The sequence below is a fragment of the Streptomyces sp. NPDC107538 genome (assembly GCF_055657445.1).
Map to the genome: position 1 here is coordinate 1 of NZ_JBVKAY010000004.1, position 22,896 is coordinate 22,896.

Annotated in this window: 14 protein-coding genes and 1 pseudogene; 5 read left to right on the forward strand and 10 right to left on the reverse strand. The window is 69.8% G+C overall.

Annotated elements, in window-relative coordinates; all coding sequences use genetic code 11:
* Positions 1-199 precede the first annotated feature (199 nt).
* Together ACZ7MG_RS14570 and ACZ7MG_RS14575 are read left to right on the forward strand one after the other, a co-directional pair.
* Positions 200-2,137 (forward strand): hypothetical protein, encoded by a 1,938-nt coding sequence (locus tag ACZ7MG_RS14570; protein ID WP_471395868.1) that lies wholly within the window; start codon positions 200-202, stop codon positions 2,135-2,137.
* Between the two features lie 84 nt (positions 2,138-2,221).
* Positions 2,222-2,926, forward strand: a complete 705-nt coding sequence (locus ACZ7MG_RS14575) for a TetR/AcrR family transcriptional regulator (RefSeq protein ID WP_471395869.1) — start codon at positions 2,222-2,224, stop codon at positions 2,924-2,926.
* 83 nt (positions 2,927-3,009) lie between these two features.
* Here the strand turns inward: ACZ7MG_RS14575 and ACZ7MG_RS14580 are convergent, their stop codons facing one another.
* The 6 genes and pseudogenes from ACZ7MG_RS14580 to ACZ7MG_RS14605 form a co-directional block, all read right to left on the reverse strand.
* On the reverse strand, positions 3,010-3,363 hold the full coding sequence (locus ACZ7MG_RS14580; protein WP_471395870.1) for a 5-carboxymethyl-2-hydroxymuconate Delta-isomerase: 354 nt from the start codon (positions 3,361-3,363) through the stop codon (positions 3,010-3,012).
* Between the two features lie 4 nt (positions 3,364-3,367).
* A complete protein-coding gene (locus ACZ7MG_RS14585) occupies positions 3,368-4,975 on the reverse strand; it encodes a SpoIIE family protein phosphatase (RefSeq protein ID WP_471395883.1) in 1,608 nt (535 codons plus the stop codon).
* A 133-nt stretch (positions 4,976-5,108) separates the two neighbouring features.
* Complete coding sequence (gene pulA / locus ACZ7MG_RS14590) at positions 5,109-10,496, reverse strand: pullulanase-type alpha-1,6-glucosidase (protein ID WP_471395871.1); 5,388 nt, start codon at positions 10,494-10,496, stop codon at positions 5,109-5,111.
* 156 nt (positions 10,497-10,652) lie between these two features.
* Positions 10,653-11,624 (reverse strand): annotated as a pseudogene (locus ACZ7MG_RS14595) (glycoside hydrolase family 62 protein); the annotation flags it as partial.
* 239 nt (positions 11,625-11,863) lie between these two features.
* Positions 11,864-13,246 carry an alpha-amylase gene (locus ACZ7MG_RS14600; protein WP_471395872.1) on the reverse strand — a complete coding sequence of 461 codons (1,383 nt, stop codon included), beginning with the start codon at positions 13,244-13,246 and terminating at the stop codon, positions 11,864-11,866.
* Positions 13,247-13,457: 211 nt separating this feature from the next.
* Entirely contained in the window at positions 13,458-14,354 is an 897-nt protein-coding gene (locus tag ACZ7MG_RS14605) for an oxidoreductase (RefSeq protein ID WP_471395873.1), read from the reverse strand.
* 74 nt (positions 14,355-14,428) lie between these two features.
* On the opposite strand from ACZ7MG_RS14605, the gene ACZ7MG_RS14610 reads away from it, so the two are divergent.
* Positions 14,429-15,082 (forward strand): DNA-binding response regulator, encoded by a 654-nt coding sequence (locus ACZ7MG_RS14610; protein WP_471395874.1) that lies wholly within the window; start codon positions 14,429-14,431, stop codon positions 15,080-15,082.
* Positions 15,083-15,135: 53 nt separating this feature from the next.
* Here the strand turns inward: ACZ7MG_RS14610 and ACZ7MG_RS14615 are convergent, their stop codons facing one another.
* From ACZ7MG_RS14615 to ACZ7MG_RS14630, 4 genes are all read right to left on the reverse strand, one after another.
* Complete coding sequence (locus ACZ7MG_RS14615) at positions 15,136-16,812, reverse strand: glycoside hydrolase family 13 protein (protein ID WP_471395884.1); 1,677 nt, start codon at positions 16,810-16,812, stop codon at positions 15,136-15,138.
* A gap of 119 nt (positions 16,813-16,931) precedes the next feature.
* On the reverse strand, positions 16,932-17,855 hold the full coding sequence (locus ACZ7MG_RS14620) for a sugar ABC transporter permease (protein WP_471395875.1): 924 nt from the start codon (positions 17,853-17,855) through the stop codon (positions 16,932-16,934).
* Positions 17,856-17,868: 13 nt separating this feature from the next.
* Complete coding sequence (locus tag ACZ7MG_RS14625) at positions 17,869-18,873, reverse strand: carbohydrate ABC transporter permease (RefSeq protein ID WP_471395876.1); 1,005 nt, start codon at positions 18,871-18,873, stop codon at positions 17,869-17,871.
* Positions 18,874-18,992: 119 nt separating this feature from the next.
* A complete protein-coding gene (locus ACZ7MG_RS14630) occupies positions 18,993-20,264 on the reverse strand; it encodes an extracellular solute-binding protein (protein ID WP_471395877.1) in 1,272 nt (423 codons plus the stop codon).
* Between the two features lie 477 nt (positions 20,265-20,741).
* Here ACZ7MG_RS14630 and ACZ7MG_RS14635 point away from each other — a divergent pair, with 477 nt between their 5' ends.
* Together ACZ7MG_RS14635 and ACZ7MG_RS14640 are read left to right on the forward strand one after the other, a co-directional pair.
* Complete coding sequence (locus ACZ7MG_RS14635; RefSeq protein ID WP_471395878.1) at positions 20,742-21,776, forward strand: LacI family DNA-binding transcriptional regulator; 1,035 nt, start codon at positions 20,742-20,744, stop codon at positions 21,774-21,776.
* Positions 21,777-21,908: 132 nt separating this feature from the next.
* Positions 21,909-22,772, forward strand: a complete 864-nt coding sequence (locus ACZ7MG_RS14640; RefSeq protein WP_471395879.1) for a phosphatase PAP2 family protein — start codon at positions 21,909-21,911, stop codon at positions 22,770-22,772.
* The last annotated feature ends 124 nt before the right edge of the window (positions 22,773-22,896 follow it).

A 22,896-nucleotide genomic window follows, 5' to 3' on the forward strand; every position in this document is an offset into this window, starting at 1 on the left:
AAAAGCCGGGGCTGCGCCCCGTGCTTTTTCGGCCCGAAAGGGCCGCAGGCTAGCCAGGGCCTGCGGCCCTTTCGGGGGCGCGGGGAACTGCGCGAGAAGCCCCACTCACCCGCACCCGCCAGAGAGACCCGCACCCCCTCCCCCATAGGCGCCCCGGCCTTACCCATGACCATCTGACCATTCGCTCGTTTTGCTGAACGTGCAGTCACAGGATGTCGCCGCGCGCACCACCTCGTCGCGCGCCCAGGAGTCGGTCGTGGATGTCGAGGACGCGGAGGCCGCGCTCGTCGAGCACTATCCGCGGTTGGTCCGGCTGGCCTATCTGACGTTGCCGCCGACCCTGGGCCGGAACCGCCGCGTGCTGACGGCACACGCGCTGACCCAGCGGGCGTTGCCCAGAAAGCAGAAGTCGGCGGCGCTCATCCCGGCACAGGCCACGGGGCGCGAGCGCAACCCCGGGTACGCCTACGTACGGCTCCAAGTGGTCCGCACGGCACTGGAGGCGGGCCTGCCGCTGCGGCGCAGGGCGTGGCCGAAGCGGTCGCAGTTGCCGCCGCCGCTGCCGCAGGTGTGGGGGCTGCGGCTCTTCCCGCGCTCCGGCGGCGCCGACGAACTCGCCCTGGACCAGCGGCTGTCGGCGCTCTCCGCCCCGGCGCGCGCGGCGTATGTCCTGCGGGGGCTGGAGAAGCTCCCGGACGCGGCGGTCAGGGCACTCCTCAAGGAGGTCGGCGTCGGCGATCCGGCCGCCGCGCTGACGGAGGCCGACTCCGTTCCGGCGGAGCGGTACCCGCTGCTCGCCTCCCCCGAGTTCGATCCCTGTTCGCTGCACGCCCGCCCCACCGATCTGATGCGCCGCCGCCAGCACACGAAGGCCGCGCTGGCCGCCACGGCCGCGGTGGTCGTGTGCGGGGCGCTGCTCGGGCTGCCCGGGGAGGGGTGGGGGCCCGACGGCGCGGCGGCACCCCCGTACGCGCGGAATCCCGCGGCCCAGGCCGCCCTTGATCCCCAGCAGTTGACGACGGCCTCGGCCACGGCCTGGGAGGCGACGGGGCGGACGGACTTCACCACCTGGCCCGCGCGCGGTGATCTCGTCAAGGACAAGGCCCTGCTACGGCGGGCCCTCGCGGTCTGGGCCCGGCCCGGGGAGTCCGTGCAGGTCGCGGTCACCCTAGGGACGCAGGCCGGTCCCCCGCCGGGCCCGCCGCAGCTGCTGTACGCGGGCCGGGTCGACAACCTCCGGGTCGTCCTCCTCCACGACGGTCTGCGCATCGCCCGGTACGCCGAACCCCTGGACGACCCGGGCCTGGCCGCCCTCGACCTGACCCGGGTCGACGGGGCGACCGGCGCCGGCACGAGCGCCCTGGTGCTGGGCCGGTCCGACGGCAACGTCCGCTATCTGACGGCCCCTTGGGTGCGTGGGGCGGCCGTACGGGATCTGGCGAAGCCCGGGGCGGCGGTGCGGAAGCTGGCGCTGGGCAAGGACGGGACGACGGCCCCGTTCGCGAGTCCGGCGCTGCGGACCGGGGAGTGCCGGTCGTGGGACGTGCTGCAGCTGACCGATGCCACCGGTGGTACGCGGCTGCTGACCGACCTGTCCGAGGTGACCCCGGCACACCTCACCGTGGGCCGCCCGTCGAGCGCGTCGCCCGCCCGGGACGCCTCCGCCTCCCCCGCGACCTGGGCTCCCTTCGCCTGCTCCCTGGCCGCCGTACGGTCGGGGGGCGTACGGGCCGTGAACGCCTGGCAGTTCGCCCGGCAGCCGCTGCCCGACGGCAGTGGCGCCGCCGACTGGGTGTGCACCCGCACCGAGACCTGGCGGGGCGCGGGAACCCGGGCGCTGACCCAGTTCAACACCCCGGCCGGCGCGTACATCACGGCCGCCGCCGACGAGGTCCCCGCCTGCGGCCCGGCCGACCCGTACGTCGTCGCCGGCGGCCCCTGGAAGTCCGCGGCCGGTGACTCCTATCTGCTCGCCGCCGGCAGCCGGGGCACCGCCTCCCTCGAACTGAGCGGCGGGGTCAGCGGATCGGCGGCGGGCAACCTCCTCGCCGTACCGGCCGAGGAGGGCGCACAGGCCGAGTTGAAGGGCAGGCTCGCGAACGGCCGGGAGATCAAGGCGCTTCAGTCGGCCCCTTAGCCGAAGGGACCGCTGGTCCGCGATGCGAACATCTCTCCGCGATCCAGCCGCCGGCGGGCTGAAATCAATCGGTAAGGTGTTCGTATGCGAACCGGTGCGCGCCGCAGGATGGGTGTGGAGGAGCGGCGGCAGCAGTTGATCGGGGTCGCCCTGGAACTGTTCAGCCGGCGCTCGCCCGACGAGGTCTCCCTCGACGAGATAGCGTCGGCGGCGGGCATCTCACGCCCGCTCGTCTACCACTACTTCCCGGGCAAACTCAGCCTGTACGAGGCCGCGTTGACCCGCGCCTCGGACGATCTCGCGAACCGTTTCGTGGAGCCCCGCGAGGGCCCGCTCGGCGCGCGGCTGCTCCGCGTCACCCACCGCTACTTCGACTTCGTCGACGAACACGGCCCCGGTTTCTCCGCCCTGATGCGCGGCGGACCGGCCGTCGGCTCGTCCCGCGTCAACGCCCTCGTCGAGGGTGTGCGCCAGGCCGCGTATGTCCAGATCCTGTCGCACCTGGACGCGACCGCGGACACCGACGCCGTACCCGCCCGCCTCGAACTCGTGATCCGCTCCTGGATCTCCCTCGCCGAGTCCACGGCCCTCATCTGGCTGGACGGCCGCCGCATCCCGAGACACGAGCTGGAGATCCAACTGGTCCACGACTTCGCGGCCCTGGCGGCCGTCAGCGCGGCCCAGGACGAGGAAATGGCCACGCTGCTCCGCGGAATTCTCGCCGACGAGCCGACGGACGGCCCGTTCAGCACCCTGACAGGGCGCCTAGTAGCCTTGGCCAGCCCCTAATAGGGGCGCGGGGAACTGCGCGATCAACCACGACGCACCCGCAGCCGACAACCGCGAGCAGCCCCAACGGCGCCTAGTCCTACCTAGACATCAAACTTCCGGTACGACGGATCAAGATCCCGCACCTCCGCCGACGCATGCAACACCAACCCCGACGGCTTCACATACTCCCGGACCAGCTCCAACACGTTCTCGGTCAACGCCACCTTCGTCTCGTCGGTGCGCCCCGCGAGCAGCCCGAGCGTGACATGCACGATCCCGTGCCCGTCCGTGTCGGGCCCGACCACCGTGTCCGCGGTCGGCCGGAACTGCGTCTTGCACGCCTCCGGCTTCGCGGCGGCGGTCCGTACGACCTCCTCGTGCAGGGCCTTGGCGAAGGCGGGCCGGTCGAAGCCCTCGGTGAGAACGGCGGAATAGTCAACAGTGATCTGCGGCATGAGGTCACCCTAACCGCAGCCGCACCGCGAGCATCGCGATGTCGTCCTCCCGGTCCCGACCGAAACAGTGCAGCAAGGTGTCGCACAGCGCGGCCGTCCCGGCCGGGGCGCCGGCCGCCGCGGCCCGCAACTGCTCCAGGGAGAGCGAGAGATCGATGCCCCGGGTCTCCACCAGCCCGTCCGTGACCATGAGCAGCCGGTCCGTCGGCCACAGCACCGTCTCTGTGGGCTCGGGCCGGTCGAGGCCGAGCCCGAGGAGCGGCCCGGCGGCCTTCACATACTCGGCCTCGCCGCTGTCACGGACGATCAGCGGCGGGATGTGGCCCGCGTTGGCGATCCGTACCCGGCCGCTGCCGGGCTCGACGAGGGCCAGGCACACGGTCGCGGTGACCTCGGGGTGGTAGTGCATGAGCATCCGGTCGAGCCGCAGGGCGAGCGCCGCCGGGTCGGACTGCTCCACGCAGTACGCGCGCAGGGCGTGCCGGATCTCCACCATCACGGTGGCCGCCTCCAGCGAGTGCCCCACAACGTCGCCGACGGCGGTGAGGAGGCCGTCGGGGGTGGACAGGGCCGCGTAGAAGTCGCCGCCGATCTCGGTCTCGCGGGACGCGGGCACGTACCGGACGACCACGTCGAGGCCGGGGAACTCGGGCACCCGCTTGGGCAGGAAGCTGTGCTGGAGGGTGAGCGCGACATGCCGCTCGACCTGGTACATGAGCAGGGGCTGCGCGGCCAGCGCGGTGGCCTGGGCGAGGCGGGCGACCAGGCCCGGGGTGTCGGTGGTCGCGCCCCGGGTGCCGCGCACGGGGGTGGCGACGCAGACCGGCGTACCGCTCTCGGTGCGGGCGAGGACGAGCCGGGCGTCCTCGGTGACGCCGGGCCGGAAGAAGCCCGCGGGCCACAGGGGCGCGGGGACGACCGTGTCGTGGGGCCCGGGGTCGCCGTCGGTGATACGGCGGATGAGCCGGGCCACGGCCTCGTGGGCGCCGGTGTCGGGGAGGGTAGTGCGGGCGCGGGCCCGGGAGGTGCCGCTGTACAGGTAGCCGTCCTCGCCGAGCACGAACACGGCGGCGGGCGACCGGGTGAGCCGGGCGGCGCCCTCGGCGGCGGCCCCGGCCAGCTCCTCCAGGGTGCGGGCGGCCTGGACGTCGACGATGGTCTCGGAGAGCAGGGTGAGCCGTCGTACGAGGGCCTCGGCGCCGTTGCGCATCCGGGCGCCGCGGACGGCCGCGCGGACGACGGCCTGGATCTCCTCCGGTTCGGCGGGAACGGTCAGATAGGCCTCGCCGCCGGCGTCGAGTCCCCGGCAGCGGTCGCTGGGGGCGACGGAGGCGGCGGAGAAGTGGACGACGGGCAGGGCCGCCGTCGGGGGTTGGGCCTTGAGGCGGCGGCAGAGTTCGAAGCCGCTCATGTCGGGCAGGCCGACGTCGACGAGGGCCACATCGGGGAGTGCGCCGGAGCGGAGCCGGAGATCGAGTTCGGCGAGGGCCTCACCGGCGCTGGCGACGGGGACGACGCGGTGTCCGGCTCTGCGCAGCACCGCGCCCATCGCGTACCGGCCGGCGGCCGCGTCGTCGACCACCATGACCGTGGTGCTTGCTCCGTCGGCCATCAGGCTCATGAGGCTCTCGTCGTCCCTGAAGCTGTCGTCTCTGAAGCTGTCGTCGCTGTAGCTGTCGTCCCTGAAGCCGGGGTGGCGCGGACCGTTCTGTTCTCTCCCGGTCCGCGCCACCCAAACTAGCGCTCTACCGGTCGGATCGTGCGAAGACCGCCACGGTCCGCCCCGGAACGACGAACGTCCCCGATTCCGCTTCGTAGGACGAGTCGCGGACGGTAGAGTCCGCCCCCGTCTTCTGTACCTGGTGCAGGGTGTAGCCCGTCCCGGCCAGATCGGCCACGGTCTGCTTCCGCTTCTCGGGAGTGGCGTTGAAGACGACGACGAGGTCACCGAGTTCCATGGTGATCACGCCCGGGGTCTCGTCCTTGCCCGACAGCGGGAACGACAGCGTCGACTGCACCTGTCCGGCCGTGCCGAGGGAGAACACGTCCTCCGTCGTACGGATCCGCAGCAGGTCCCGGTACGCGGCCGAGGCGCCCTCGATCTGTGCGCAGCCGACCTCGACGGAGGTCAACAGGGGCTTGGCGTAAGGCCACTTGGACTGGTTGTCGGCGGCGAGGGGCAGCCCGCGGCCGAAGCCGTTGCCGCCGTCCCGGCAGTCCCAGTGGATCGCGTTGAACCAGTCGCCGCTGTCGTAGGAGTTCCGGTCGAGGGACTTGGACCGCAGCAGGTCGGTGCCCGCCTGGGAGAGCGCCGGGCCCTGCGAGAGGGCGGCCGTCGCCATGGCGAGGACCTGCATACGGGCCCGGTCGGCGGCGCTCGTCGACTTCGGCAGCTTGAAGGCGAGCGCGTCGAACAGGGACTCGTTGTCGTGGGCGTCGACATAGGCGAGGGCGTCGCCGGGGGCGTCGGCGTAGCCGGCGGGGGCCCCGTTGTAGTCGACCTCGGAGCCCGTGACCTCCTTGCCGTCGGTGTCGGTGAACCGGTAGTGGGCGAGGTTGCCGCTCAGCCCGACCTTGATGAGGTCCTGGTAGTGCAGCAGCCGGGCCTTCTGCTCGGCCGGAGTGCCGTTGTTCTCCGAGGAGTTGGGCTCGGTGTAGAGGCCGGAGGCGAAGCCCTGGACGCCCGGGTCCTCGTCGAAGGGGCCGCCGCCGCGCACCGCGTCACGGGCCCGGTCGGAGAAGGTGGCGATGCCCGTCCCCGCCATGTTCTTCTGTGTGGCCTGGACGAAGCGCGCGTCGTCGGCGACCTCGCCGAAGTTCCAGCCCTCGCCGTACAGGATGATCTTCGTCCCGTCGACGCCGTCCTTCTTGAGGGTCAGCGCGTCGAGGGCCTTGCGCACGGCCAGGATGTTGGCCTTCGGGTGGTGGCCCATGAGGTCGAAGCGGAACCCGTCGACCTTGTACTCCTTGGCCCAGGTGACCATCGAGTCGACGACCAGTTTGCCCATCATGGTGTTCTCGGGCGCGGTGTTGGCGCAGCAGGTGGAGGTGGCGACGGAACCGTCGGCGAGGAGCCGGTGGTAGTAGCCGGGGACCACCTTGTCGAGGACGCTCTTGTCGGCCTGGCCGCTCGCCGGGGTGTGGTTGTAGACCACGTCCAGCACGACGCCGAGGCCGTCGGCGTTGAGCGCCTTCACCATCTTCCGGAACTCGACCGTGCGCCGCGTGCCGTCCGGATCGGTCGCGTACGAGCCCTCCGGGACCGTGTAGTGGTACGGGTCGTAGCCCCAGTTGAAGCCGTCCTTCGCGGCGGCCTTCGCCACGCACTCCTGCTGCTTCTCGGAGTCGGCGGGGTACGAGGCGAGGTCGCAGTCGACGGTCGCCTGGTCCGCCTTGCGCTCCGGGATGGTGGCGATGTCGGCGACCGGGAGCAGATGCACGTACGACGTGCCCGCCTTCGCCAGCTTCCGCAGATGCTTCGAGCCGTCACTGCCCTGGTCGGTGAAGGCGAGATAGGTGCCCTTGTCCTTCGCGGGCACGGTCCTGTCGCCGATGGAGAAGTCCCGGACGTGCAGTTCCTGGATCTGCGCGTCCTTCAGCGGCACGGCCTTCGGCTTGGTGTACGACGACCAGCCGCTGGGGGCCAGGGACTTGTCGGCGAGGTCGACGACGAGGCTGCGCTCGGAGTCGGCGGTCAGGGCGACGGAGTACGGGTCGGTGACCTTGTTGGTGACGACCTCGCGGACGCTGGGCGCCCACACCTTCACCACGTACCGGTAGGGCTTGTTCTGCCAGGACCTCTCACCGGTGACGGACCAGACGCCGGTCGAGTCGTCCCGCCTCATGGAGTGCGTCCTGCCGTCGAGTTCCAACGACACGCTCTGGGCCGTGGGCGCCCAGACGGCGAGCGTCGGACGACCCTTGGTGAACGTCGGGCCGAGGTCGGCGTCGGCTGCCTTCTCACCGTAGAGATCGTCGAGTACGCCGGCGATCTGGACGCCGGTCGCCGCCAGCACAGCCCCGTTCGCCCCGCGTTGCGAGGCCACGAGCTGGCCGCGCAGGGCCTCGCGGACCCGGTCGCGGTCGCGCGGGTCGACGGTCCACGCGGTGTACGCCTTGAGGTGCGGGAACTTCGCCTTCTGGGCGTCGGTGAGCGCCGACTCGGTCAGGCGCAGCCACCGCTCGTCGGTGCTGGTGAGGGTGCCGTCCTTCGCCGTGATCGAGCCGGTGCGGGAGTACAGCAGCTGGGTGGAGGCGGCGGTGTCGTCGCCGTTCCAGGCCACGGTGTTCCGGTCGATCCAGACCGCCTTGGAGGTGGTCAGGTCGAGGGCGGCGGCGGACCCGGCGGGCTGCGGGAGCAGGTACTTCTCCTGCCCGTTCAGCAGCCACACCTCGTACCCATTCGTCTTGAGGTCGAGCGCCTGGTCGGTGGAGAGGTCCTTCTCGTCGCCCTTGTGGATGATGTAACTGAGGCTGGTGGCCCCGTCGGTGAGGGGCACCTCGAAGACGGCACCGTAGGCGTCGGTCCGCACCGGCTCCAGGGGCTTCGACCAGTCCGTGGGGTTCGCGGCACCGGACCAGACGTGCAGGCCCCAGCCGTCGTAGTTCCCGTCGGCGCGGTGGTAGTGCAGGACGGCCTTGCCCTTGTCCTGCTCGGGGTAGTCGGCGGCCGGCTTCTCCGTGCGTACGGCTTCCTTGCCCTGCTCGACCCAGATCTCGCCCGTCTTCGTGACGTCGATCGAACGGTCGGCGGAGACGTCCTTGTTCCCGTCCTTGTCGATCACGAGGTAACTGACGTTCGAGGCCCCGGGCTTGAGCTTGACGTACGCGAAGGCGCCGTACGCGTCCCGCCCGATGAAGTCATGGCCCTCCGGCCAGGTCGTCCCCTCCCCCTCGGCGATGTCGCCCCAGGCGTAGAGCCGCCAGTCGGTGTAGTCGCCGTCGGCGCGCTTGTAGTGGACGATCGCGTAGTCCCGCGAGGAGGCGGTGGGGACCTCGGGGGCGGGCGGGGTGCCCGTGGTGGAGGCCGCCGTGGCGCTCGCCGTACGTCCGGTGCGGTCGATCACCACTGCCTTGTACCGCAGGGCGGTTCCGGCCGCAATGTCCGCGTCGATCGTCTGGGTGACCTTGTAGGGGGCGTGGTCCGCCGACCCCAGCGTCTTCCATTTGCCGTTGCCGACCTGGGCGGCGAAGACGACACGGTTGAGCTGCCCGCCGTCGACGTCCGCGCCGATCTCGACCGTGCCGGTGGCGCCGGTGGCCGGGGCCTGGAGCGTGAGGGACGGCTCGGTGGCGGGCTTCGCGAGCTTGCCGGCGGCCTTGAGGACGATCGCGGAGCCGGCCGGGACGGTGACGGTGACCTTCTTGTCCGTACCGCTCGTCACCTTCTCGTCGGTCCCGTGGATGCCCTTGAAGGCCATGCCGGCCGAACCGGTCGCGAAGGTCGCCGACCTGGCCTCGGCCGCGTTGTTGAAGGCGACCACGTACTCGGTGCCGGTCGCGGCGTCCGTCCGCGAGAAGGCGTAGACCCCGGTCCCGTCGGCGGCGTAGCGCTCGGTCTGGACGCCGTCCGCGAGGGCCGGGTGGGCCTTGCGGAGCTTGGCGAGCGCGCTGATCTGCTTGTAGAGCGGGGCGCTGGTGTCGTACGCGTCCGAGGCGTGCGTACGGTCCGTGCCGAGCTGGTCGTCGTCGAGGTAGTCGGCGACCTCGGAGGCGAAGAGCGTCTGCCGGGCGTCCTTGTCGCCGCCCGCGCCGGTGAAGCCCTGCTCGTCGCCGTAGTAGACGACCGGGTTGCCCCGGCTGAGGAACATCAACTCGTTGGCGAGCCGGGCCTTCCTGACCAGCTGGGCGTCGCTCGCGTCCGGGTCGTCCTGCTTCAGGAAGGTCCCGATGCGGCCCATGTCGTGGTTGCCGAGGAAGGTGACCTGCTCGTAGGCGTTGGCCTTGTCGGTCGTGTACTTGTGGTCGTCCCCGAAGACGGAGGCGAGCTTTTGCGCGCTGCCGCCCTGGGAGGCGTACGAGCGGGCCGCGTCCTGGAAGGGGAAGTCGAGCGTGGAGTCCAGGCGGCCCTGGGTGACGTACGGGGAGGTCACGGACGTGTCGGCGGAGTAGACCTCACCGAACATGAAGAAGTCGTCGCGGCCCTTCTTCGCGGCGTACGCGTCGAGCGCGGTCGCCCACTGGGTCCAGAACTCCATGTTGACGTGCTTCACGGTGTCGATCCGGAAGCCGTCGATGTCGAAGTCGCGCACCCACTTCTCGTAGATCTTCTCCATCCCGGAGACGACCTCGGGGCGCTCGGTCCACAGATCGTCGAGGCCGACGAAATCGCCGTAGGTGGCGGACTCTCCGGCCCAGGTGGAGTCGCCCCGGTTGTGGTACATCGTCGGGTCGTTGAGCCAGGAGGGGACCTTGGTGTTCTTCTTGGCGGCCGGGACGGCGGGGGTCCGGGGGAAGGAGTCCCGGTCGACGGACGGGAAGTTCTTCCGCCCGTCCGCGTAGTCGGCGTCGTCGAAGGGCTTCCCGTCCTTGGTCAGATAGGGGAAGGCGCCCTTGGAGAGGTAGTCGTAGGACTTCTCCTCGTAGTCGACGACGTCGGCGGTGTGGTTGGTGATGACGTCGAAGAAGACCTTCATGCCCTTGGCGTGGGCCTTGGAGATCAGGGTCTGAAGGTCCTTGTTGGTGCCGAAGTGCGGGTCGACCTGGGTGAAGTCGGTGATCCAGTAGCCGTGGTAGCCGGCGGAGGCGTCGGCCCCCGTCCCCTGCACGGGCTGGTTCTTGAAGATCGGCGCGAGCCAGATCGAGGTCGTGCCCAGGCCCTTGATGTAGTCGAGGCGCTGGGTGATGCCCTTGAGGTCGCCGCCCTGGTAGAAGCCCTTGTCCGTGGGGTCGTAGCCGGTGGCGAGGCGTGAGCCGGTGAGGCCGCCCTTGTCGTTCGCCTGATCACCGTTGGCGAAACGGTCCGGCAGGACGAAGTAGAACTGCTCGCGGGTGAGGTCGTGACGGGTGGCGGTCTTCGCCAGCCTCGCGTCCGACGGAGGCGCGGGCGGGGTGGCGGCGGCGGCCGCGAGGGGTTGGACGAGCGCAGCGGTCAGCGCGGTCACGGTGACCGCGCTGAACCATCTCGGTATCACAGTTGGACTCCTTGCGATGACGGCTCTGGCGGGTCCGACCCCGCGCGACCGTATCGCCGCCGAAAGGTTTTCAGCAAGAGTCTTGAAAGTAACGGTAAGTGCTTACAGGTGGGGGTGTTGTGCGCGGCGAACGGGGTCGGACTACGTTCGCCCTTGTCAGCAGGTGGAGTTCGTCTGCGTCAGCAGGCCCAGCCGCCAGGGGAGAGTGTTGTAGTTGCCGGTGGCCGAGGGGTTCAGGCCCTGGTAGAGGTACTGCAGACGGCACGGGTTGATGGTGAGCGTCTGGTCGGTGCCGGAGCGGACCATCTCGCCGTGACTGATGTCGTTCGTCCAGGGGGTGCCGTCGAAGGCGACGTTGTTCGAGCGGGCGAAGGGGTTGGCCTCGGTGTCGGCGAGCGGCTTCCACGTGCCGGTGAGGCTCGTCGACGTCCAGGACCGGAAGTAGCGCTTGCCGTTGCCGCCGATCGCCTCGTTGAGCAGCAGATACTCGTTGGTGCCCTGGAGCTTGTAGATGTTGGCGGCCTCCCACAGGCGGTACTTGTTGGAGTCCTGCATCACGATGACGGTGTTGGTGAAGCCGTTGGGGAAGTTCGCGAGCGTGGTCTCCGAGCGGTAGAGGTGGCCGTTGTCGTCGGAGGAGAAGAGGTAGCACTTGGCGCTGTCGCAGACGTTCCAGAAGTCCACCCAGTAGCCGCTGCCGATGTTGTCGCGGATGATCTGCGGCATGCCGTTCGCGTAGAACCGCTTCGGGGCGCTCCACGATGCGGGGTTGGCGATGTTGGTGGTCGTCGAGTACGCGGCGTTGTCGCCGACCTGGTAGACGAGGTACCACAGGCCCTGCGGCGCGAAGTAGAACACCTGGGGCGCGGCCTTGTAGCCGGCGCCGATCGGGGTCTGGTCCAGGTAGTGCTGCTGGGCGTTGGCGGCCTGGGACCAGTCGGTGAAGTTCAGGTACACCATGCTGTACGCGCCGTTGCTGTTGGCGGTGCTGGCGAACACGTGCCAGCGGCCGCCCGCGTACACGACCGAGGGGTCCTTGACGGCGGCGATGGTGTGGGTGGCGTCAGATTTCGGGGAGATCAGGATGTTGCTGGATCTCCACTGGAAGCTGGTGGGTAACGCGGCGGCGGGCGAGGTCGCGAATCCGAGGAAGAGCATGAGCCCGACGATCAGGGCTCCCAGCCGTCTGGTCACACGCATGGCGACTCCTGTCGACGTCTACGGCGGAGCTTGCCGGAGAGTCATGGGAGCGCTCCCATAACCCTTCTCGGACCGTAGGGCGAGGCCGCGGGGGCGTCAACACCCCGCGTCCCGCGCGTTGCCATGGGCCGCAACGCGCGGGCGTGCGCCAGGAGTTGCCGGGCCGCTCAGCAGCTGGACTTGCCCGCGTAGATCGCGAGGGCCGCGTTGGAGCCGAGGGTGGCGGTGAACTGGCCGGAGCTGTTCACGGTGACCGTCGTGTTGTTCTGCACGTTGCAGTAGGTGCCGGCCGCGAGGGAGGTCTGGTACGTGCGGCTGAGGCTGCCCGACTCGTGGTTGATGGCGACGAAGCCCTTGCTGCCGCGGCCGAAGGCGATCGCGTCGGCCCCGTTGTCCCACCAGTTGGTGACGGCCTCACCGCGGGTGGCGTTGCGGAAGGGGACCACGCGCATGATCTCCGGCCAGGCGTGCTGGCACTTCCAGCCGTCCTGCCAGCAGGCGTTGACCGTGCCGTTGTTGGGCGGACCGGCGTCGGTGGAGGAGAACTCGTAGCCGGAGTTGATGTCGGGCGCGCCGTACGGATAGGCCAGCATGAAGACGTTGGCCATCGTGTAGGTGGCGTTGTCCTTGTAGCTGAGGGTGGAGCCGTTGCGCTCGGTGTCGTGGTTGTCGACGAAGACGCCGGCGACGGAGCTGTTCATGTACCCCCAGCCCTCGCCGTAGTTCTTGAGGTAGGCGAGGTTCTCGTTGTTGAAGACCCGCTTGAGGTCGAAGGCGTACCGGAACTCCTGCACGTCCCCGTTGCCCGTGTACTCGCTGGGCTGCACGGCCTCGCCGGAGCCGTAGATGGCCTCCTGCTTCCAGTACACGGACGAATTGCTGAGCCGCGACTTGATGTTGGCGAGGTCGGCGGCGGGGATGTGCTTGGCGGCGTCGATCCGGAAGCCGTCGACGCCGTAACCGAGGAGGCTGTTCATGTAGCCGGCGATGGCCGACCGCACGTACTCCTCACCGGTGTCGAGGTCGGCGAGCCCGACGAGTTCGCAGTTCTGGACGTTGGTGCGGTTGGTGTAGTCGCTGATGGTGGCGGTGCAGTCGTCGAAGTCGAAGGAGGAGTAGAGGCCGGGGTAGTTGTACTTCGTGTACGACGAGCCGCCGGTGCCGGTGCCGCTCCCGGCCGACATGTGGTTGACGACCGTGTCGACGACGACCTTGACGCCGGCCGCATGACACGTGTCGACCATGCTCTTGAAGGCGGTGGCGTCACCGAGCCGTCCGGCGATCTTGTAGCTGACGGGCTGGTACGACGTCCACCATTGCGAGCCCTGTATGTGCTCGGCGGGCGGTGAGACCTGGACGTAGCCGTAGCCGTTCGGGCCGAGGGTGTTGGTGCACTCCTTGGCGACCGAGGCGAAGTTCCACTCGAACAGGACGGCGGTGACGTCCTTGGTGCCGGGCGGTGACGCGTACGCGCTCCCGGCGGGCACCGCGAGCGCGATCGACGCGCCCGCGGCGAGGGCGAGCGCGGCGGAGAGGGTTCTGCTGGGCATGTGTGGGGTCCTTCTCCGTTGAAGGGGTCCGAAGCGATCCACGCAAGATCCGTTGCGGTTTCTTGCTGCAAGATGGCTGAAAACTTTCAACCGAGAGGAAGGTACGAGTCCACTTGTCAGACGGTCAACCCTCCGGACACACCTTCTTCACGTGCGCGAAATCTCTTCACGGGGAGGGGCGTTGGGGCGAGGCCGCACACACCCGTCCCGGTCACGAGAGGTCGGCGAGATCCTCCCGGGTGAGGGTGATCGACGCGACGGCGATGTTCTCCTCCAGGTGGGCGAGGGAGCCGGTGCCGGGGATGGCAAGGGTGGCGGGGGAGGTGGTCAGGAGCCAGGCGAGGGCGATCTGGGGGATCGTGGCGCCATGGCGGGCTGCGACCTTGGCGATGCGGTCGTCGGTGGTGAGGTCGGTGAGGCCCCCGCCGAGGGGGAAGAAGGGGACGTAGGCGATTCCCGCGTCCTCACAGGTGGACAGGAGGTCGGTGTCGTCCCGCTTGTCGGCGTGGAAGTGGTTCTGGACGGCGGCCACGGGGGCGATGGCGCGCGCCTCGGCGAGGTGGCCGGCGTCGACGTTGCTCAGGCCGAGGTGGCGGATCAGGCCCTCCTCGCGCATCGCGGCCAGCGCCTCGAAGCGGGCGGCGACGGATTCACCGCGCGGCGGCAGCCCCACGCCTCCGATGCGCAGATAGACGAGATCGAGGCGGTCGACGCCGAGGGTGTCGAGGTTCTCCTCTACGAGTGACCGTATGTCCGCCGGGTCGGTGGTCGCCGCCAGGCCACCGTCAGGGGTCCGGCGCGGGCCCACCTTGGTGGCGATGACCAGGCCGGCCGGGTAGGGGTGGAGTGCCTCGCGGATCAGGGCGTTGGCACGGACGGTGCCGTCGCCGCTGGCGTAGAAGGCGGCGGTGTCGATGTGGTCGACGCCCAGTTCGACGGCTCGGCGCAGGACGGCACGGCCGGTCCCGGGGTCACGGGCCGGGCCGTGGAAGGTGTTGGTGGGCAGACGCATGGCGCCGAAGCCGATGCGGTGGAGCGGGAGGTCGCCGCCGAGGCGGAACGAGTGGGAGGAGCCGAGGGGGCGGCTGGAGTGGTCGTCGGTGGTCATGAACTCAGCCTGGGTGGCGGGGTGTTCGGGCCGCGAACCGATGGCAGGAAGCTGCCATCGGGCAGAATGGCGGAGTGGCAGAGATCGTGACGATCCGCGGTGACCTGGAGCTCCTCACCCGCACCGAGCACCTTTTCTCCTCCGTCCAGGAGGAGTTCGTCTGTGCCGCCCGCGACCTGGACACCTGGCCCCGCCCCGAGGCCCGGCGGACGGCCCACGCGCGGCTCGGGAACAGCGGCGGTCACCGGATCCGCAAGCTGCTCAGCCCGTCCGCCCTGGCGGACGAAGCCGGTCGCGAGCATCTGACCGAACTCGCCGGCAGGGGCGCCCAGGTGCGGATCGCCGCCACCGCCCTGCCGCACGAGACGATCATCATCGACCACCGCGTCGCGATCCTCGCCGGCCTGGACTCCCCCGGCGGTCGCGAGTACACCCTCACCACGGCCCGCACCCTGGTCGGCGGTGTCTACGCCCTGTTCGAAGCCGCCTGGGAGACCGCCACCGACCTCAAGGCCTTCCTCAGCGGCGAACAGCCCCACCTAGACGCCGAGACCCGAGAAGTCCTCCGCGCCCTGGGCTCCGGCGCCACGGACGAGACCGCCGCCCGCCAACTCGGTATGTCCCTGCGCACCTACCGCCGCCGCGTCGCCGAACTCCTCGCCACGTTCGACGCGGGTTCACGATTCCAGGCGGGGGTGCGGGCGGGCGAGTTGGGGCTGAGCGGCTAGGCTCGCCGCCCCACCCGGGCGGCGAGCCCCGAAGCCCCGTCAGGGAAGGCCCCTCAGCCCGTGGTCCACCACACCGTCGTGTCCCCCGGCAGCTTCGCCTCGTCGTCCACCACTGTCACCTCGCCGGTGGCGATCAGGACGCGGCCGTAGGCGGGAATCGTGACCGCCTCGGACGTGGTGTTCGCGACGCACACGAAGTCGCCCCGGCGGAAGGCCAGGACGCCGGCGGGGGCCTTGAGCCACTCCACCGCGTCGCCCGCGCCGAGGGCGGGCTGGGCGCGGCGGATGGACAGGGCGTCGCGGTACAGCTCCAGGGTCGAGCCCTCGGACCCGGTCTGGGACTCCACGCTCAGGTCGGCCCACTCGGCCGGCTGCGGCAGCCAGGACCCGCCCGCGCCGAAGCCGTACGACGAGCCCGTACGGGTCCACGGGATCGGCACCCGGCAGCCGTCGCGGAAGCCGTCCTGGCCTGCGCCCCGGAAGTACGCGGGGTCCTGGCGGACTTCGTCCGGGAGGTCGACGACGTCCGGGAGGCCCAGCTCCTCGCCCTGGTAGACGTAGGCCGAGCCGGGCAGCGCCAGCATCAGCAGGGAGGCGGCGCGGGCGCGGCGCAGGCCCAGTTCGCGGTCGCCCGCGAGGCGGATCTGGGTGCCGAGGCCCGGTTCGTTGGCGAAGCGGGTGGCGTGGCGGGTCACGTCGTGGTTCGACAGGACCCAGGTCGCGGGGGCGTTCACCGGGCGCATCGCGTCCAGCGTGCGGTCGATGACGACCTTCAGCTCCGCCGCGTCCCAACTCGTGCCCAGATACTGGAAGTTGAAGGCCTGGTGGAGTTCGTCCGGGCGGACGTAGTTCGCGGTGCGCTCCACGGTCGGGGTCCACGCCTCGGCCACGAAGATACGCTCGCCCGCGTACTCGTCGAGGACCAGGCGCCATTCGCGGTAGATCGCGTGGACGCCGTCCTGGTCGAAGAAGGGCATGACATCGTTGCCCAGCAGCTTCAGCTGGTCGTGGGCGCCGAGGTCGGGGAGGCCGTCCGCCTTGACCAGGCCGTGGGCGACGTCGATCCGGAAGCCGTCGACGCCCATGTCGAGCCAGAAGCGCAGGATGGAGCGGAACTCGTCGCCGACCGCCGGGTGGTCCCAGTTGAAGTCGGGCTGTTCCGGGGCGAAGAGGTGGAGGTACCAGGCGCCGGGGGTGCCGTCGGGTTCCGTGACCCGCGTCCACGCCGGGCCGCCGAAGATGGACTCCCAGTCGTTGGGCGGGAGTTCGCCGTTCGCGCCCTTGCCGGGGCGGAAGTGGTAGCGGTCGCGCAGCGGGGAGCCGGGGCCCTCCGCCACCGCCCGCTTGAACCACTCGTGCTGGTCGGAGGAGTGGTTCGGGACCAGGTCGACGATGACGCGCAGGTCCAGGTCGTGGGCGTCGCGGATCAGCGCGTCCGCGTCCAGCAGACTGCCGAACATCGGGTCCACCGCGCGGTAGTCGGCCACGTCGTACCCGGCGTCGGCCTGCGGGGAGGCGTAGAACGGGCTGAGCCACACGGCGTCGATGCCGAGGTCGCGCAGATACGGGAGTCGGGAACGTACGCCCTCCAGGTCGCCCATGCCGTCGCCGTTGCTGTCGGCGAAGCTGCGCGGATAGACCTGGTAGATCACCGCGTCCCGCCACCAGTCGCTGCGCTGGGCTTTGGCGGAGTTCGGTGCCGGGGCGGTGGCGTAGTGCTGCTGGCTCATGGCGTCCTTGGTACGTAACAGGGTCATGGGGTCAGAGGTAGCTGGGGTGTTGGCGAGACGGTCGCGGTGACAGCGGGGTCGGATGGTCACCGCGACCGCCTCGGGTTCGGGGAGGGGTGTCACCCCTTGGTTCCGCCTGCGGTGAGGCCCGTCACCAGGTTCTTCTGCACCAGGTAGAAGAACGCCGACACCGGTATGGCGACCAGCACCGCCGTCGCGGCCATCAGGTTGCGCTGGGCGTCGTGTTCGCTGACGAAGCTCTGCAGACCGACGGCGAAGGTGTACTTCGTGTCGGACAGCATGAACGTCGAGGCGAAGGCGACCTCGCCGAACGCGGTGATGAAGCTGTAGAACGCGGCGACCGCGAGCCCCGGCTTGGCGAGCGGCAGGATCAGCCGGGCGAACGTGCCGAAGGGGGTCAGCCCGTCGACGCGTCCGGCCTCGTCGATCTCGAAGGGGATCGTGTCGAAGTAGCCCTTGAGCAGCCAGGCGCAGTACGGCACGGCCGTCGAGCAGTAGACGAGGACGAGGCCGAGGTAGCTGTCGACGAGCTTCAGTTCCGAGAGGATCTCGTACATCGGCACCATCAGGACGGCCACCGGGAACATCTGCGTGACCAGGAGCACCCACATGAACTTCCGGTAGCCCGGGAAGCGCATACGGGAGACGGCGTAACCGGTGGTCGCCGCGATCAGCACCCCGAGGACGGTGGTGCCGAGCGAGACGACGAGGGTACTGACCAGCCAGTCGAAGAACGGTGTCTCCTGGAGCACGTGCGAGTAGTTGGCAAGGGTCATTTTGCCGAAGATGCGCCCGGGATGCAGGTAATCGTCCTTGTCCGGGCCGAGGGACAGGAAGACCAGCCAGGCGATCGGGAAGAGCGCGGCCAGGCTCGCCACGATGAGGATGCCGTGGGAGGCGAGGGAGCCGGCGAGGCTGTTCTCACCGCGGCGGCGGGTCCGGGGCGTCGAGGGGCGCGGCGGGACGGGCCGGTCGGCGGCGGCCGTGGCCCTGCCGGTCGGCGTGGGCGTCGTGGTGCTCATGGGGGCTCCTGCCTCAGATCGCGAGCTGCTGCTCATCGCGGTTCAGCCAGCGGCGGTAGACGGAGGTGAAGACGATCAGGATGGCCAGCAGCAGGATGCCGTAGGCCGCCGACTGCGCGAAGTCACGCGGCTGCTGCCCGAAGCCGAGGTAGTACGCCCAGGTCACGAGGATCTGCGCCTCGGGCGCGGTGTCGCCGAACAACAGGAAGATGACGGCGAACTGGTTGAACGTCCAGATGACACCGAGGAGGACGACGGTGGAGCTGACCGAGCGCAGGCCCGGCAGGGTGACGTAGCGGAAGCGCTGCCAGGCGCTCGCGCCGTCCATCTCGGCGGCCTCGTACAGCGAGGAGTCGATGGACTGCAGGCCGCCGAGCAGCGAGACCATCATGAACGGCACACCGCACCAGGTGTTGACCATGATCGCGGCGAACCGCTGCCAGAAGGTGTCCTCCAGCCACAGCGGCGCCGGCAGATGCAGCGCTTCGAGGCCGGCGTTGATGACCCCGCCGTCGGCGAGCATGAACCGCCAGCCGAAGACGGTGACGAAGGTGGGCACGGCCCACGGCAGGACCAGGATCAGCCGGTAGAAGGTGCGGCCGCGCAGCTTCTGGTTGAGCAGCAGCGCGAGGCCGAGGCCGATGACGTAGTGCAGGGCGACGCAGAGGGCCGTCCACACGATGGTCCAGATGAAGTGCGACCAGAAGCGGTCGTAGGAGGTCGGGCCCCAGAGGATGTCGGCGTAGTTGTCGAGGCCGATGAACTCGTAGGTCGCCTCGATGTGGTTGGCGCCGATCGTGCGCGCCGAGTTGAGGCTGTTGGCGTTGGTGAGGGTGAGGTAGAAGCCGCGCGCCAGCGGATACAGCACCAGGACGCCGAGCACGACGACGACCGGGGCGATCATCGCGTACGCGTACCAGTACCGCTGGTACGACTGCCTCAGACGCGTCAGCCGGCCGGGGCGCCCACCCGGTTCACCTCGGCGCTTGCCGGTCGCGCGGTCGATGGCGACTGTCATCGTTCGACACCTTCTGGAAGTTCAGGGGGCTGGGCGGGGACTGGGCTGCTCGGGGGACGGTCCGGTGACCGCCGCGTCCGTCCCCCGAGGGCCGGGGCGGACGCGGCGGTCACGCGGGGTCACTTGCTGTAGTCCGGGACCAGCTTGGCGATCGCGGTCTCCGCGTTGCCGAGGCCCTTGTCCAGGGACTCCTTGCCGCCGGCGATGGCGAGCAGCTCGGTGTCGAGCGGGCCCCACAGGGAGCTGTACTCGGGCAGCTCGGGGCGCGGCTGGGCGGCGGCGAGCACGGTCTGGTAGCCGGCGATGCCCGGGTCGGCCTTGACCTCGGCGGTGTAGGCGTCGTCCCGCGTGGGCAGCGTGGAGTTCTTCAGGGCGATGGTCTCCTGGGACTTCGCCGAGGTCATGAAGTCGATGAACTTCAGCGAGGCCTCCTGGTGCGCCTTGTCCGAGCCGGCGTAGACCGAGAGGTTGTGGCCGCCGGTCGGGGCGCCCGCCTTGCCGGAGGAGCCGGCCGGGACGGTGGCGATGCCCAGGTTGGCCTTGTCCTTGAACGCGGAGCCCTTGTAGAAGTTGGTGATCTCCCACGGGCCCTGGATGATCGAGGCGACCTTGCCGTTGACGAAGGCGTCCTGGATGTGGGCGTAGGCGTCGGCGGTGGTGTCCGCCTTGTGCAGGCCCTTGCCGTCGAAGAGGTCCAGCCAGGTGCCGTACGCCTTCTTCGCCTCGGCGGAGTTGACGGTGATCTTCTTCTGCGCGACGTCGACGGTGTCGGTGCCCTCGCCGTAGAGGAAGGACTGGGCGTAGTAGGCCTGGGTGGAGCCCCAGTAGCCGTCGACGCCGGTCTTGTCCTTGATCGTGGCGGCGGCCTTCTTCAGGTCGTCCCAGCTCTTGGGGGCCTCGGTGATGCCGGCCTTCTCGAAGAGTTCCTTGTTGTAGACCAGCGCGAGGGTGTCGGTGACGAACGGGACGCCGTAGGTCTTGCCGTCGTACTGGGCCTGCTTGATCAGGCTGGGCTGGAACTTGTCCTGGTCCTTGAGGGCCTCGGTGCCGTCGAGCGGCAGGAAGAAGCCCTTCTTGGCGAAGGCGGGGGTCCAGCCGACCTCGGAGCGCAGGATGTCCGGGGCGCCCGTGGCACCGGCGGCGGTGTCGAACTTGTTCTGCGCCTGGTCGAAGGGCACGTTGACGTACTTGACCTTGATGTCCTTGTTCGCGGCCTCGAACTCCTTGACCAAGGCCTTGTACGTCGGTGCCTCATTGGTGGCGTTGGAGGTGTCCCACCAGGTGATGGTGACCGGACCGTCGGCCGAGTCGCCGCTGTCGCTTCCGCCGCAGGCCGTCGCCGTGAGGGCGATCGACGCCACCAGCGCGGTGGCCGCTATGCCACGCCGCATGAGATCTCCTTGAGGGTGAAAGCCCGTGTGCCGGGCGGGAGGGCCCCGTCTGCCGTCCCACCGGAGTGCCGCCGCGCCGTCGCCGCCGCCGGGCGTGGCCGAACGTAACAGCGTTGTAAGCGCGACGAAAGACCTTGCTGCAAAAAATTGCAACAACGGGCGATGGTTACCGGCCCGTGACCTGTGCTCGACTTGGCCGAAACCCGGTATCAGGGCCGCTCAGCCAGGGCTCCGGGGGCTGTGAAAGACTCTGCAAGCTCTTGCCACCATGGGCGGGGGCGGCCATCATCACCCCGTCAGCGCCTTGCGGAGAGCCACCCCCGACCACCACGTTCCGCGCACGGGCGCCCCCACGGACACCGACCAGAATCACGAGGGAACGCGATGACGCAGCAGCCCGCAGCGGGCCGCACCCCCGCCCGCCCCCGGCGCCGGGCCGGTGGGCAAGCGCAGGCCCGGCCGGTACAGTCCAGTGCTGTGACCACACGGCTTGCCGACATCGCAGCCCAGGCGGGGGTCAGCGAGGCGACTGTCAGCCGCGTCCTGAACGGGAAGCCGGGCGTCGCCGCGACCACTCGCCAGTCCGTTCTGGCCGCCCTGGACGTCCTGGGCTACGAGCGGCCCGTACGGCTGCGGCAGCGCAGCGCGGGCCTGGTGGGCCTCATAACCCCGGAGCTGGAGAACCCCATATTCCCGGCCCTGGCCCAGGTCATCGGCCAGGCGCTGACCCGGCAGGGCTACACCCCGGTCCTCGCCACCCAGACCCCCGGCGGATCGACCGAGGACGAGCTGACGGAGATGCTCGTCGACCGGGGGGTCGCCGGCATCATCTTCGTCTCCGGTCTGCACGCCGACACCTCGGCCGACATGCAGCGCTACGAGCAACTACGCGCCCAGGGCGTGCCGTTCGTCCTCGTGGACGGTTTCTCGCCGAAGGTGCAGGCTCCTTTCATCTCCCCGGACGACCGGGCGGCGATGTCCCTCGCGGTGACGCATCTGGTCTCCCTCGGGCACACCCGGATAGGCCTGGCCCTGGGCCCCAAGCGTTTCGTGCCGGTCCAGCGCAAGATCGAGGGCTTCGTACGGACCATGCAGGACCAGCTGGGCCTGACGGCCTCGACGGTCGAGTCGGAGCTGGTCCAGCACTCCCTGTACACGCTGGAGGGCGGGCAGGCGGCGGCCCTGGCGCTCATCGACCGGGACTGCACGGCGGTGGTGTGCGCGAGCGACATGATGGCGCTGGGCGCGATCCGGGCGGCCCGCCAGCGGGGCCTTCAGGTGCCGCAGGACGTCTCGGTCGTCGGTTTCGACGACTCCCCGCTGATCGCCTTCACCGATCCCCCGCTGACGACCGTCCGCAAGCCGGTCCCGGCGATGGGGCAGGCGGCGGTGCGTACGTTGCTGGAGGAGATCGGCGGGACTCCGGCGCCGCACAGCGAGTTCGTGTTCATGCCGGAACTGGTGGTGCGGGGGTCGACGGCTTCGGCTCCTGGGGACCGGTCTCGTACCTAAGGCGTAGGAAACGGGGAGCGATGCGATACGTGCGTAGGAGACGGCCCCGCGTGGTACCCCGACGAACGTGCGTGATGAACCCGACCAGAGGATGATCGGTGGGGTATCTAATGTCTGGCAGACTCTGTGCCCATGGGTGATTCAACCGTGACGACACTGGAGGAAGGCCGGGAGCAGGCCGCTCCGCGGTCGGTCACGGGCGCGCCGGAACAGGGGTTCCTGCACCGGCTGCGGGCCCCCCGTCGCCCCCGCATCTGGTTCGAGATCCTGCTGATCGCAGTGAGTTACTGGACGTACTCGCTGATCCGCAACGCGGTCCCCGAGCAGAAGACGCAGGCGCTGGAGAACGCCGACTGGATCTGGCGGATGGAGCACCACCTCGGGATCGCGGTCGAGGAGACGATCAACCACTCCGTGAACTCGGTGACATGGCTGATCGTCGGCATGAACTACTACTACGCGACCCTGCACTTCATCGTCACGCTCGGTGTCCTGGTGTGGATCTACCGTAGTCATCCGGGGCGTTACGCGGCGACACGTCTGGTGCTGTTCGCCACCACCGCCGTGGCCCTGGTCGGCTACTACTTCTACCCGCTGGCCCCGCCCCGGCTGATGACGGGCGAGAACTTCATCGACACGGTCGTCGTCCACCAGACCTGGGGCTCGATGGCCTCCGGCGATCTGAAGAACATGTCGAACCAGTACGCGGCGATGCCGTCGATGCACATCGGCTGGTCGCTGTGGTGCGGGCTGACGATCTTCGCGCTGGCGTCGGTGCCCTGGGTGCGGGTGCTGGGCCTTCTCTACCCCACGCTGACCCTGGTGGTGATCGTCGCCACCGCCAACCACTTCTGGCTGGACGCGGTCGGCGGCATGCTCTGCCTCGCCTTCGGTTTCACGGTCGCCCGGGTCTGGTACGGCGCGCTGCCGTACGCGCTGCCGCGTCAGGTGGCGGGCCGGTCCGGGGAGCCGGAACTGGAGCCGGTCAAGGGGTAGGCCCGGCTGTGCGTGCGTGGTCGGGTGCGGGTCCGGTGGGGCTTCTCGCGCACTTCCCCGCGCCCCTGAAGGGCCTACGGCCCTTTCCGGAGCGAAAAAGCAGGGGCGCAGCCCCGGTTTTTCA

Excerpts from the sequence above, each read along its gene's own strand:
- ACZ7MG_RS14630 (WP_471395877.1), bottom strand. The coding sequence starts at position 20,264 with ATGCGGCGTGGCATAGCGGCCACCGCGCTGGTGGCGTCGATCGCCCTC.
- ACZ7MG_RS14615 (WP_471395884.1), bottom strand. The coding sequence starts at position 16,812 with ATGAGCCAGCAGCACTACGCCACCGCCCCGGCACCGAACTCCGCCAAA.
- ACZ7MG_RS14640 (WP_471395879.1), top strand. The coding sequence starts at position 21,909 with ATGGGTGATTCAACCGTGACGACACTGGAGGAAGGCCGGGAGCAGGCC.
- ACZ7MG_RS14580 (WP_471395870.1), bottom strand. The coding sequence starts at position 3,363 with ATGCCGCAGATCACTGTTGACTATTCCGCCGTTCTCACCGAGGGCTTC.
- ACZ7MG_RS14600 (WP_471395872.1), bottom strand. The coding sequence starts at position 13,246 with ATGCCCAGCAGAACCCTCTCCGCCGCGCTCGCCCTCGCCGCGGGCGCG.
- ACZ7MG_RS14605 (WP_471395873.1), bottom strand. The coding sequence starts at position 14,354 with ATGACCACCGACGACCACTCCAGCCGCCCCCTCGGCTCCTCCCACTCG.
- ACZ7MG_RS14575 (WP_471395869.1), top strand. The coding sequence starts at position 2,222 with ATGCGAACCGGTGCGCGCCGCAGGATGGGTGTGGAGGAGCGGCGGCAG.
- ACZ7MG_RS14585 (WP_471395883.1), bottom strand. The coding sequence starts at position 4,975 with ATGGCCGACGGAGCAAGCACCACGGTCATGGTGGTCGACGACGCGGCC.
- ACZ7MG_RS14620 (WP_471395875.1), bottom strand. The coding sequence starts at position 17,855 with ATGAGCACCACGACGCCCACGCCGACCGGCAGGGCCACGGCCGCCGCC.
- ACZ7MG_RS14625 (WP_471395876.1), bottom strand. The coding sequence starts at position 18,873 with ATGACAGTCGCCATCGACCGCGCGACCGGCAAGCGCCGAGGTGAACCG.